This is a genomic window from Pseudoalteromonas sp. SCSIO 43101 (genome assembly GCF_023650775.1).
Taxonomy (GTDB): domain Bacteria; phylum Pseudomonadota; class Gammaproteobacteria; order Enterobacterales; family Alteromonadaceae; genus Pseudoalteromonas; species Pseudoalteromonas apostichopi.
Map to the genome: position 1 here is coordinate 75,932 of NZ_CP072673.1, position 12,497 is coordinate 88,428.

The window sequence follows — 12,497 nt, forward strand, 5'->3', positions numbered from 1 at the left end:
GTGATTAAGCGGGTGCCTGCATAGCTAAATTAAAACGAAATTCACTGCCTTTTCCTAAGGTACTTTTTACGTTTATTTCACTATCCATTAGGGTGAGCAGTTGCTTGCAAATAGCGAGCCCTAAGCCTGTTGAGCCTCGTTTTATACTATTACGCGCCTGATAGTGAGGTTCGAAAATCGCATTGAGTTCATCCTCATGAATACCAACCCCGGTATCAGACACTGCCACGTATAACTGATCACTTTGTTGGCTAACCTTAACGGCAATTTCACCGCCATTTGGTGTGTGCCGAATGGCATTTTCGATTAAGTTTGTAAGCACCCGCTCTAATTTTGCGATGTCTGCCGTCACGGTAAAATCGCAAATTTCGGGAATAACCTTGAGTGAAATTCCTGCTGATTGCGCTGTTAGAGCAAGCTTTGCTACACAATCATAAATCAACTCGCCCAAATTAAAGGTCTCGGATTGTATTTTTACTTGGCCGCATTCTAAATTAGCCAATTCAAAAATTTGCTCAATCAGCTGTTTTAGTTGCTGGCAATTATCCATTGCAAGGTTGAGATAATGACGTTGCTCAGGCTCGTTTAAGTGGCTATTCGGTTTATTGATCACCTCCAGAAAGCCGTGCAGTGAAGATAGCGGCGTACGTAAATCGTGTGATAAGTGAGTGAGTAACTCTCGGCGTTGTTTATCGGCTTGCTGTAATGACTGAAACTGCTCATCAATACGCGCCAGCATGGCGTTGACGCCTTTACTTAAATTGCCTATTTCATCATGAGCTGTGTAGCTAGAATCCAATGACATTTTGGTTAGGCTGTAGTTAGCCGCTTCTATTTTATTAAGCTCTTTATTGAGTTTTTTTAGTGGTAAGGTGAAAAACCGAAATAACAGCAACATCGCAATAAAGAGCGCAACTAAGGCGGCTACAAACCACATAGCGGCAAGCCAAAGGTTATCATTGGCTTTAATGTTTTTAAGGGTTGTATCGTAATCTTGCCCGCCAATAATCACGTATAAATAGCCTTGCAGCTGTTGCTGATTATGAACCGGCGCAGTTGAAAATATTTTTACGCCATCTTTGCTGCGCGGATCGTCACCATAAATCGGTGTGGCAGTTGGGTCTTCAATTAGTTTCTGTATTGGGCCTAAGTTTATTTGTTGCCTAACGACTTGCCCCGGCTTGGCTGAATAAGTCAGTAAATGACCTTCAGGGTCTACAAAATAAAACTCAAAAGCTGGGCCAAGTATCATTAGTGTGTGGAATAGGTTTTCTAGCGCATCATAGTCATACACACCTTGTTTGATCAGTGGATTGTCGTGCACTAAATGCTCGGCTAGTTGGAGGTGCAAGTTTTGCTGGGCATGGTGTACAGAGCTTTGCTCTAATTGCTTGCTCCAATTTAAAACCAGCGCACATAACAGGCTAAAAATAAGCACCAATGACCAAGCAAGTTTTTGATAAAGCGTCATTGATTTCATTAGCTTGCACTCAACTGACCTGGATTTAGTTTATAACCTACACCCCAGACTGTTTCTATAAAGGTTGCTGGGTGATGCTGCTCAAATTTACTACGTAAACGGTTTATATGAGAATTGACTGTATGCTCGTAGCCGCTGTGTTGATAACCCCATACTTGGTCAAGTAACTGTTGGCGACTAAAAACATGATTTGGGTGCTTGGCAAAGTAAACGAGTAAATCAAATTCGGTAGCGGTTAAGTTAATTGCCTTATCAGCTAAAAATGCTTGGTGGCTGGTAAATTCAATGTGAAGCTCTCCAAGTTGAATTGCCGCTTGAGCGCTGTCTTCATGATGTGATTGGGCTGCTATTAGTTGCGACCTATGCCGTAATTGAGTTTTTATTCGTGCTTGTAACTCTCTAGCGAAAAAAGGTTTGCAAATGTAATCATCAGCGCCCATTTCCAGACCAATCACTCTGTCCATGTCACTACTGAGTGCGGTTAGTAAAATAACAGCAATGCTTGGGTAGTGCTCTTTAATTTTGCGACATAAGCTCAAGCCATCCATTTGTGGTAGGTTGATATCGAGCAGTACTAAGCCATAGCTCGAGCTGGCAAGCTTCTTTATTGCAGCCTCTGCGCTCGATGCTTCATCAATATGTAAGTTCAGGCAATGTAATTGCGTGCTGATAAGTTGGCGTATTGCTCTATCATCTTCGACGATTAATAATTTTTCTTGGCGCATTGCTTACTCCAAATCACAGAGGCACATCCTTATGACCTCGGTGTAAGGAGTGCGATTATTATTGCGTCCGCGTTATCTTGATCCGAGCAACCGGGTTATCAAACTTATGCTGGCTAGTGAGCACTGAGTTTGCAAGGCCATCATCTTGACTAACCACACCTGGGTGCATTGCAACACGGTTAGTATCGTCGCGCATTTCGTTGTAACCTTCGCCTGAGTCAGCAGGACCAGGGATCGTGCCTTGTGCTTCAGAGTTAGCTTCTGTGCCTGCATCATAGGCAAAACTAGTGCGAGACAGTGACTCATTAACCGCTAACGAAGACACGTCTATAGCATTAAGACCGGTAAACGCGTCATTTGTATTCACCAACATGGTTGCTAAGCTGATTTTTAATGAATCAAGCTCACCTGTCGTCAGGGTCAATGTGACTTGCTCCCCAGGTGGTAATGGGCTTTCGTCGGAAGCTGCTTGCATTGTCATTTCTGCAGCGAGTAGCTCGCTGTTATCGCCGCCTTCAGCCATAATTTCAAGAGCTTCAGATGCTGGCTCGCCAATTTGCCAAAGCATGCCTTCTGTGTGAGCAATCACAGCAATGGGAGAAAATGGCTGGGCAGCAGTGAGGTTGACTACCTCCACCATAAATTGATGATTTGTCGCCATCTCACCCATTTCCATTGTCATTTCTTCAAGCGCTTCATCCATGTTGTCTGATGATTTATCTGAATCCCCACAGGCTGCAAGGCCGGCGCTCAATGCGAGGATAATTAAGCTTTTTGAAAAGCGCATAATAACCTCCTATTTAACCGTAACTGTTAGCATCGCAACTGGGTTTAACCATCTGTGTACTGTGTTATCGAGATCGCTCATCCCCGCTTCTAAATCGTCGTCACCTAAATTACCCGGATGAATATGCACCATCATATTTGTTTCGCTACTGGTGACGCCGCTGCCATTCATACCCGCATTGCCACCCGGTGCAGCAGGAATGCCTGGCGTGCCCGGCATGCCTGAGCCCTCAACAACAAGCTCATCATTGGCTTCGGTACCCGCATCATACGCATTGAGATAAACAGTGTAGGTACCAGCTTCTGCTGGGATCATCCAACTATCTAAACCTACAAAGCCATCATTGGTAGGCAGTAGCATTGCTGTTAGAGATAAGTAGTTATTGCCATCCGTGGTGGATAAGCTAGCCATCGTTGAGCTTGCTGGTGCCAGTAAACCTTCAGCTGGGTTGGCAACCATATCGCTGTTTGCGGCTGTGGCTTCACTCATTAACGGCTCGAGATTGCCGCCCTCAGCCATCGTTTGTAAGGCTGTAGAAGCAGGCATTGCAACGCTGAAAAGTTTGTTGTCACTGTTATGAGCAGTAATGAGAATAGGGGTAAAGTGTAAACCTTGCGTGAGGTTAGTTAGTTTTATATCAAGCTCAGCAGCGTGGCTTGCAAGGCTGGTTACTGCGCATGCAGCGAACAAAGTTAAAGGTAAAGCTTTCATATTAGATTCCTGTTTTTGATGATTCAATATCAGTATCGAATAGCAATATCCAGAAACCTTCACGAAGTTATCACATTTTTATCACAACGTTGATTACAGCCTTTTGTGTTGGTTGAGAGCTTTAAATTTAATCAATTTAGCTAGGGTAAAAGGTCATTAAGGTTTATAGTAGAGAAATAAACAGACCCATAACAAGGAATTTAAAATGGATGATAATCAAAAAGTTGAAATAATTGTGGCAGATAAAGAGCAGCGCATGTGGGCAATGTTTTGTCACTTAAGTGCCTTAGCTGGCTTGCTTTTCCCGTTCGGCTCGGTAATTGGGCCTTTGATTGTTTGGCTTGTAAAAAAAGAAGAAATGCCGCTCGTTGCAGAGCATGGCCGCAAGTCATTAAACTTTCAATTAACCATGATGATCGCCTACATTGTCTGCTTCATGCTGATGTTTGTTGTCATTGGTGTCATTCTGCTGCCATTGGTAGCGCTATTCTCATTAATTATGGTGGTCGTATCGGCGATTAAAGCCAACGATGGTAAAGAAGTTAAATACCCAATGGCGATAGAATTTATAAAGTAAGGTGGTTTGGGTATATTAAAAGCTCAGCCGTTTGCTGAGCTTTTTTATGTGATGTTTATGGCCTATTTATCGTTATTTCTCAGCGCGTTTATTTCCGCAACCTTATTACCTAGCTCTTCAGAATTAGTGATGACTGCTATGATAGCCAGTGGTGACTATCTACTTTGGTTGTTATGGCTAAGTGCAACCCTGGGCAATGTGCTTGGGAGTTGCGTGAATTATTGGCTGGGCACGCAAGTCATGCGATTTAAAGACCGCAAATGGTTTCCCGTTTCAGAAAAGTCGATAGACAAAGCCGAAAAGCAATTCAATAAGTACGGTATTTACAGTTTGTTGTTTGCTTGGTTGCCTATTGTCGGGGACCCTTTAACGGTTGTTGGCGGAATTTTTAGGGTTAAGTTTTCGCTCTTTTTGTTTCTCGTAACCCTAGGCAAAGGCGCACGTTATTTAGCTGTGCTTGCCTTTGCGGTAGGGCTAGAAAAACTATTTTAGCTTTTTTGCCAATCAAGGGTCAGTGATACTGAATCAGCAAAACGCAGCGCATGAGGTTTATCGACGCGCACTTTGGCATAGTGAACACTTTGATGCTGGTGGCAAATTGCTAAAATTTCAGCAACCAATTTTTCTAACAGCAAAAAGTGGCCTTCTTCGACAAGGCTGATCACTTCTTTGGTGATGGTCTTGTAGTTTAGTGCTTTATCAACCGCATCAGTCTCACAAGCTTGATCAGCAGGGTAATGAATTTCTAAATTAATCACTACATCTTGTTTTTTCTCACGTTCCTCAGGGTTAAAACCAATAAAGGTTCGTAGCCTGAGATTAGTGACATTAATAATTGCGTTGGCCATCATTACCCTCTAACTAGTTGTAAGAACTCGTTACGGGTTTTTGGATCGGCTCTGAAGTTACCTAACATAACTGATGTACGCATACTCGAGTTTTGCTTTTCAACACCGCGCATCATCATACACATGTGCTTTGCTTCAACAATTACGCCAACGCCTTTCGCACCAGTCACTTCTTCAACCGCTTTAGCAATTTGGTGGGTTAGCTGTTCTTGAATTTGAAAACGACGAGCATACATGTCAACAATACGAGCAAACTTTGACAAGCCAAGTACTTTACCGTTTGGAATATAAGCAATATGACAGCGGCCAACAAACGGCAGTAAGTGATGTTCACACATAGAGTAAAGCTCAATGTCTTGGATCAATACCATATCATCGGCATCTGAAGTAAATACCGCATTGTTGGTGATTTCATCTAATGTTTGACGATAGCCTTTAGTCAGATACTCCATCGCTTTTGCAGCGCGCTTTGGTGTGTCGAGTAATCCTTCACGAGCAGGATCTTCACCCACTGCGCTAATTATTTGCTGGTAACTGTTTTTTAAATCATCGTGCATAGCTTTCTCAGTAATTCGTTATTTTAAATGTCTGCCACCATCAACAGGCATAGAACGACCTGTGATGTAGTGACTGTTTAGTAATAGTTCTACGCTGTTAATAATCTCGGCGCAGCCGGGCTCAATGCCCATTAGCGATTTCTTTAATGTTTTTGCTTTGTACTCGTCGCTGTCGTGTTCGTTAAAAATGATCAACGAAGGCGCAATTGCATTTACTTTAATGGCAGGTGCGAATTTAGCAGCAAACGACTTGGTTAAATTATCAAGCGCCGCTTTACTTGCAGCATAAGCTAGGTGTTTAGGACTGCCTTTCTCAACGACATAATCGGTTAAATGAATAATATCTGCGGCTTGGCCACTGTTTTGCTGATAATGTAATAGCAAGTCAGAGGCTGCTAAATTGATTAAATAGGGCGCTTTGGCGTGAATACGCATCATGTTGTCAAATAGGTCTGCGTAATCGTGGTTATTTGCTTCACAGTCCCAGCTAGACGCATTATGGATAATTGCTTTGAGTTGGTTGGTATGGGTTTTTAATTCTTCAATAAAATGCCCGATAGCTTGGTCATTATTAAAATCGGCATGGATACAAATGGCACCTTTACCTGCAAGCACATCAATCGCTTCATGACGGGTACGGTAAGTTACTATTATTTCTTGCCCTTGCGCTAAAAAGTGCTCGGCCACAGCGAGTCCAATACGTTGGCCTGCGCCAGTAATTAAAATGGGCGATGACATAAACTAATATAAAACCTTAGATTTTTGATTTGAAAAGTAATGTATTTAACTGTAACAACTATAAACCAAATTACAGAACTATTTCACCTTTACTGCATTCATGTTGCCAAACATTCTACGCAATACTGGCAATCATAGATCAGTTGCCCGGTTTTCAGTCTCAGGCATAATAGCCATACTTGATACTTTTCTTTTTCATTATGCTTGCTGTCATTAAATCATTTAGCTGGCTACGAACCGTACCATGGCTATTTATTATCGCTGTTTATTGTACTTTATTGCTTTTGCAAGGCCCCGCTAATGCAGTGAGTAATTTTGTGACGCAATTGAGTATTGCTGCAACGATGGCGGTTGGCTCATTTGTCGCTGGTGGCACTGCTCTGGGAGGCGGTGCGGTAGCGTTTCCGGTAATGACCAAAATATTAGCGATAGAACCTGCGACAGCGAAAGTGTTTTCTCTTGCTATACAAAGCTTTGGTATGACAGCTGCTGCTTTAACAATTATTTTTAGCCGTATCCCTTATTACAAACAAGTGGTATTAATCGCGACGCCAATGGCTATTTTCGGCGCTATATTGAGTTTATTTTTCATTGCTGATCACTTACCAAGGTTAGCGGTGAAAGCGGTCTTTAGCGCACTATTATTATGTTTTGCGTTGACCTTAGCGTGGCGTATTTATCGGCGAGCTCAGCATATTTGTAGCCAGACAAAGATCACCGTAAATAAAACGCGAGTCGCGTTGATAGCTACGCTTGGTGGTGTTGCATCAGGATTGGTTGGGTCGGGCGCCGATATTGCTGTTTTTGCGCTGTTAGTTATTGCATATAACGCGAATATTCAACGTGCAACGGCAACCACAGTGATCATTATGGCTGTGACGTCTGTCGTAGCAAGTGTTATGAATTATTTTTACCTCGAGACTATTAACCCACAAATTCAAGCCTATCTATTAGCTGCTATTCCTGTTGTGGTGCTGGGCGCACCGCTAGGTGCTTATGTGTGTGCAAGAGTGAAAAGTGGGCAACTCATTAGCTTTTTACTGCTACTCATTGCCCTAGAAGTGTCGTTTACTATTTATGAATTATTGATCGTTATTTAAAGCGCATCGTAAACCGTTGGGATTGCTTGGCGCTTATGCTGAGTACGTAAGTAAATAGCTGTTAGCTTTTCTTCGACTTCATTGCTGACATCTTTACCTTCTAAGAAATCATCAATTTGATCGTAAGTTAAGCCAAGCGCTTCTTCATCGGTAAGGCCTGGGCGGTCACACTCTAAGTCAGCGGTTGGGGCTTTATGTACTAGTACAGCTGGCGCACCTAAGTGCTCAGCAAGCGCACGAACTTGGCGTTTTGATAAACCAAATAACGGTGCTAAATCACACGCTCCGTCACCAAATTTAGTGTAAAAGCCAGTGATGTTTTCTGCACTGTGATCGGTACCAACCACTAAGCCTTGACAGAAACCGGCAATTTCGTATTGCGCAACCATGCGTTGGCGCGCTTTTACATTACCTTTGATAAAGTCGATTTTAGCTTGCTCTGGTAATTCAGCATTACCACCAACAACCGCAGCCATTGCTTGCTCATGCATGCCATCTACAGCAGCTTTGATATTAACCGTCATACGCTTACTCGGTTGAATAAAATCAACCGCGAGTTGCGCTTCGTCTTCGTCTGCTTGTACGCCATAAGGTAAGCGTACTGCAATAAATTGATATTCGTTGGTGTTGTGCTCTTGGTTTAGTTCATCAACAGCTAATTGGCATAAACGGCCACAGGTTGATGAGTCAACACCACCACTGATCCCTAATACAAGTGAGCGAGAGTGCGCAGCAATAAGTCGGCTTTTAAGAAAGTTAACGCGACGGGTAATTTCCGCTTTTACATCAATAGTTGGTTGGACTTTCATTTCCGCCAGAATGTCGGCACGCATGGTAGAGCTCCTATTTTTCGTTGTGGTTGTCAGCGTTTTATACATTATGTTACGGGCGTGATTTTTATTAAAGACCTAAATGCGCTTTTATTGCGTTAATTTGTTGCTTAAGATCTTCGATTTCGCTTCGTAATTGTTGCACTTCACTACTGTTGTCCTGAAAAGGCTCATTAGCTGCCATGTCTTCAGTAATGCTGTCTGGGTCTACAAATAAGTGCATGTAACGGCTTTCTCGTTTGCCTGGCTCTCGTGCTAAGCGTGCAACATATTCTTGCTCGATGAGTGCATTTAATGCTGCTTCGACTTCATTGACATTACTAAACTCAGCCAGTCGGTTGCTGCGAGTTCTTAGTTCTCCCGGTGTTTGCGGGCCTCGTAATAGTAACAAACAAATAATGGCGCGTTGCTGCTCACTAAATTGCAAACTGCCAAATTCGGTATTACAAAAGCGATGAGCATATTTATTTACACGCCCTGACAGTCCTTCATCAACCGTTACCAAGCGTGATGCAATAAGTTCATCAAGGGTATCTTGGACTTGCGCTTCAGTTAGAGACATTACTGGCTCACGGTTAGATTTTTGATTACATGCATTAGTAAGTGAGTTTAAAGATAATGGGTAATGTTCGGGTGTTGTACTTTGCTTTTCGAGTAAACAGCCAATAACGCGTTGTTGAATTGATGATAATTGCATGGTTTTACTCTCTTTCTTTATTCTTCAGTGCTTAGCCACACTGTTAACTTTTTATTGAGCGAGTCAAATTTAAGGGGCTTGGTGACGTAGTCGTTCATACCAGCGTTTAAACAACGTTCTTTGTCACCTTGCATTGCATTTGCTGTCAGTGCGACGATATTAACCCCTTGATGAGCTGCACCTGCTTTACCAGCACGAATGGCCCGTGTTGCTTGGTAACCATCCATTTCTGGCATTTGGCAATCCATTAACACTAAAAGATAAGGCCTTTGCTCACGACTTGAAAGTTTTGCAATTGCTTCAAGACCATTTTCGGCAATATCAAAACTAAGGCCTGCTTGTTTTAATAATGAGCCGGCGACCATCTGATTCACTTTATTATCTTCAACGAGCAAAACCTGTGACTCTGTATTACTGTTATTGGTTACAGCCTTGGTTATTAACGTTTCTTTACTGACTTGCTGCTGTTCAATGTACTTGTCATTTACTAGTGAATTAAATAAATCAGACTGTGTTAATGGTTTGAAGATAATACTCTCAACTTTTATTGTTTGTCTTGTTTGTTTTTCCGTAAGGTTCATTGGTGCCATCAGAATTCGTTTGCAGCTAGTGGCATTAAAGTACTTTAAGAACGCTTGTTGGTGCTCTTTTGTTGCGCTGCTATAAAACTGATAATCAACTAAAATGGCATCACAACCTTTATTGTCAGGCATTGAAGCAAAATTGAGTAAGCTTGACATATCGCTATATGCTTCTACTTCAGCACCCCACAACTGCAACTGTTTTTTGGTGATATTGATACTTAGCCTACAGTTATCAGCAATTAAAATATGCTTTTTATCTAAGATGTGGCTAGGTTCAGGTGCTTGTTTTGTGTGATCACGTTTAACTTTTACAGAAAAATTAAAGGTGCTGCCTTCCCCATATGAGCTAATTACACTGACATCCCCCTCCATTAACTGGCAGAGCTGTTTTACAATCGCAAGCCCAAGTCCTGTCCCGCCGTATTGACGTGTGGTTGATGCATCTGCTTGTGTGAATGAGTCAAATAAGGTGGCTTGTTTTTCAGGTTTAATCCCAACGCCAGAATCAATAACAGAGCAGTTCAAAAACAACTCTTCGTCGCTTGTTTCGAGTTTGGCGATGACGATAATTTCACCATCTTTGGTGAATTTAACGGCATTACTCACTAAATTATTGATGATTTGTCTAATACGATTCGGGTCACTAATAATAAACCCATGATTAAGTTGTGTAGTATCTAACAGTAACTTGGTATTGTTTTGCTCTGCTTTGATAGCAAACGATTCAATCGTATCGCCAAGTAGTTTTAATACGTTGAAGCTCACATTTTCAATATCGAGTTTACCAGCCTCAATTTTAGAAAAGTCTAGAATATCATTAATGATATGCAGTAAAGACTCAGCCGATGATTGCGCCAAATCGATATGATGGCTTTGCTGGTTGTCTAATTTGGTTTGCTTAATGATATTGAGCATCCCAATCACGCCATTCATGGGTGTGCGGATCTCATGACTCATGCTCGCTAAAAATTCACTTTTGGCTTTTACTGCTTGTTCAGCTGCCTCTTTTGCTTGGACTAGCTGATGCTCAGTCTCTATACGGCGCTGACTTGCGTGTAAACTTCCAATTAACGCAGCAACAGCGATTAAAAAGCTCTCTTCATTTTTACTCCAATGTCTGCGGTTATGGCATTTTTCAGCGCACACTACCCCCATCGTTTTGCTTCCTGTTGGAATTATCACGGTGAGCATTGAGCGTATATTAAACCAATCTAGGTAATTGCTACGTAAATCGCTAGTCAGTGGGTGTTGCTGTGCATCACTGGCATTTATCACAGCGTGATTATTAATGGCATCAAAATAATTTTGAAATTCAATTTGTTGTAGTGATATTGCTTCACTAAATTCAGGCTGACTCTGGTCGTGAATCGCAAAGGTGTTGAGCGATTGACGATCGTCACTGAATAACCAAATACTCGCGCGATCAATATCGAATGCATGGCAAATAGCTTGCACAATGACATGTTTAGAAAGGTTAAGGTTACCTGTCAGTACAGCATCATTGACGGTTAATGATGCAAGGATCTCGTTATGTAAGGCGATCTTGTTATTTTCGAGCTCTACTCGCTTACGGGTATCAATATTTTGCAGTGAGCCAAATAATTTTATACAGCGGCCATTTTTATGCTCAGCTTCTCCGTGTAACAGTACCCAAACTTCATCACCTTCAGCAGTGATAATCTCTACTTGTGTTTCAAAACTTTCACCATACTTAATTGCGCGCTCGTTAAGGCGGCGAATTTTTTCACGACTTTCACCGGCTTTGAAAAGAGTATAATTCGTAGGCCATTCAGGCTGGACATTTAGGGGAAGCTTAAATATTTGCTTGGTCATGTCAGACCAATATACGGTTTTTTTCTCAAGGTTGAATGACCAAGCACCGACTTTGGCGAGGCTACTCATGGTTTCTAGCATTCGCTCGCTCTTGTGCTGTCGTTCAACCATACGTAAGAAGAATACTGAAGCGCCAGCAAACAAAATACAGAATGAAATGATGGCTAGTCTCAGTGGCCAAATTGCAGAGCTTGGAGGCTGCCATCCAGATTTAGGTGTGACATACATTTGCCACTCACCACCTGGAAAGTTAATTCTAAAACTCAGAGGGTTGGTGTTGAGCACGTCTTTAGAACCGTAAAAAAAGTCACCTTTTGAACCGCGGCCGTTGCGCCCTTGCAGCGCAACTTCATAATGTTGACTCAGTGCAATTAAACCTGAGTTACTGTAGATCTTATCTATATCGAGTACCACCGAGAGTAATCCCCAAAAAGTGAGCTCGGGTGGTGTGAATACGGGCATTCTTGCTATCAGCGCTTGGCCACCTTGCACCAGCTCTAATGGGCCAGCCATAACAATACGGTTTTCATCTCGTGCTCTAATTGCATCATCGCGTTGCTGAGGGGCTTCTAAAAAGTTTAGTCCAATAGATTTCTCATTCCCCGCAAGAGGGTAAGTCATCTGGATAATCATATCTGGGGCTGCGCCGATGTTTCTGAGCTCTGAGGAGGTTGAAAATAAGGGGCTAGCTATTTGCGTAAAACGAGCTTGGTCTAAATTTGGCTCGGCAGCAACGGCAACAGCAAGGCCGCGCACAAGTTGAATGTTAGAAACCATCTTTGCTTCGAGTTCTGCGCGATAAGCGCTTATTTTCGCTAGTTCTTGAGAGCGAAAAGCATCTTTTTCACGATTGTAATTAATTTGCTCGATTAAAAGACCAATTACCACGATACAGGCAAGTGATAACCAGAAGGCTAGCTTCAATTTTTGTAGTTTTTTATTATCTGCTTCGGTCGCTAGCGGCATGAGAAATATCAGGTTTTATACTATCTACCTACTATAGACAATTTCTGTGGTAATTAACAATGAA

13 protein-coding genes are annotated in these 12,497 nt (G+C 42.3%); 3 read left to right on the forward strand and 10 right to left on the reverse strand.

Annotated features, from left to right (window positions below; translation table 11 throughout):
• Positions 1-4: 4 nt before the first annotated feature.
• From J8Z25_RS00400 to J8Z25_RS00415, 4 genes are read right to left on the reverse strand one after another with little or no spacing between them, the layout of a single operon-like run.
• Positions 5-1,480, reverse strand: coding sequence for a sensor histidine kinase (locus J8Z25_RS00400; protein WP_130050068.1), 1,476 nt, complete (start codon positions 1,478-1,480; stop codon positions 5-7).
• Entirely contained in the window at positions 1,480-2,205 is a 726-nt protein-coding gene (locus J8Z25_RS00405) for a response regulator transcription factor (protein WP_130050067.1), read from the reverse strand. Before J8Z25_RS00405 ends, J8Z25_RS00400 begins: the two co-directional genes overlap by 1 nt.
• A 58-nt stretch (positions 2,206-2,263) precedes the next feature.
• The gene (locus J8Z25_RS00410; RefSeq protein WP_130050066.1) at positions 2,264-2,992 is read right to left on the reverse strand and encodes a spondin domain-containing protein; all 729 of its coding nucleotides are present in this window, start codon (positions 2,990-2,992) and stop codon (positions 2,264-2,266) included.
• A gap of 9 nt (positions 2,993-3,001) precedes the next feature.
• Positions 3,002-3,703 (reverse strand): spondin domain-containing protein, encoded by a 702-nt coding sequence (locus tag J8Z25_RS00415; protein WP_250661502.1) that lies wholly within the window; start codon positions 3,701-3,703, stop codon positions 3,002-3,004.
• 205 nt (positions 3,704-3,908) lie between these two features.
• Between J8Z25_RS00415 and J8Z25_RS00420 the strand changes: the two genes are divergently transcribed.
• Together J8Z25_RS00420 and J8Z25_RS00425 are read left to right on the forward strand one after the other, a co-directional pair.
• Positions 3,909-4,280 carry a DUF4870 domain-containing protein gene (locus J8Z25_RS00420; RefSeq protein WP_130050064.1) on the forward strand — a complete coding sequence of 124 codons (372 nt, stop codon included), beginning with the start codon at positions 3,909-3,911 and terminating at the stop codon, positions 4,278-4,280.
• A 57-nt stretch (positions 4,281-4,337) separates the two neighbouring features.
• Positions 4,338-4,772: a YqaA family protein gene (locus J8Z25_RS00425; RefSeq protein ID WP_130052219.1), complete on the forward strand. Its 435-nt coding sequence runs from the start codon at positions 4,338-4,340 to the stop codon at positions 4,770-4,772.
• On the opposite strand, the gene folX is transcribed toward J8Z25_RS00425, so the two are convergent.
• Genes folX through folM form a run of 3 tightly spaced genes read right to left on the reverse strand, consistent with a single transcriptional unit; the run spans position 4,769 to position 6,423 of the window.
• Positions 4,769-5,128, reverse strand: coding sequence for a dihydroneopterin triphosphate 2'-epimerase (gene folX, locus J8Z25_RS00430; RefSeq protein ID WP_054554637.1), 360 nt, complete (start codon positions 5,126-5,128; stop codon positions 4,769-4,771). The genes J8Z25_RS00425 and folX overlap by 4 nt on opposite strands.
• Positions 5,129-5,130: 2 nt before the next feature.
• Entirely contained in the window at positions 5,131-5,685 is a 555-nt protein-coding gene (folE, locus tag J8Z25_RS00435; protein ID WP_063700628.1) for a GTP cyclohydrolase I FolE, read from the reverse strand.
• A gap of 18 nt (positions 5,686-5,703) precedes the next feature.
• Entirely contained in the window at positions 5,704-6,423 is a 720-nt protein-coding gene (gene folM / locus J8Z25_RS00440) for a dihydromonapterin reductase (protein WP_130050063.1), read from the reverse strand.
• Positions 6,424-6,728: 305 nt separating this feature from the next.
• Here folM and J8Z25_RS00445 point away from each other — a divergent pair, with 305 nt between their 5' ends.
• Positions 6,729-7,523: a sulfite exporter TauE/SafE family protein gene (locus tag J8Z25_RS00445; protein WP_240701295.1), complete on the forward strand. Its 795-nt coding sequence runs from the start codon at positions 6,729-6,731 to the stop codon at positions 7,521-7,523.
• Here the strand turns inward: J8Z25_RS00445 and nadE are convergent.
• From nadE to J8Z25_RS00460, 3 genes are all read right to left on the reverse strand, one after another.
• Positions 7,520-8,356, reverse strand: a complete 837-nt coding sequence (gene nadE / locus J8Z25_RS00450; RefSeq protein WP_130050062.1) for an NAD(+) synthase — start codon at positions 8,354-8,356, stop codon at positions 7,520-7,522. The two genes, J8Z25_RS00445 and nadE, sit on opposite strands and share 4 nt — an antisense overlap.
• A 67-nt stretch (positions 8,357-8,423) precedes the next feature.
• Complete coding sequence (locus tag J8Z25_RS00455; RefSeq protein ID WP_130050061.1) at positions 8,424-9,050, reverse strand: YceH family protein; 627 nt, start codon at positions 9,048-9,050, stop codon at positions 8,424-8,426.
• A gap of 17 nt (positions 9,051-9,067) precedes the next feature.
• Positions 9,068-12,433 (reverse strand): ATP-binding protein, encoded by a 3,366-nt coding sequence (locus J8Z25_RS00460; RefSeq protein ID WP_250661503.1) that lies wholly within the window; start codon positions 12,431-12,433, stop codon positions 9,068-9,070.
• Positions 12,434-12,497: the final 64 nt, after the last annotated feature.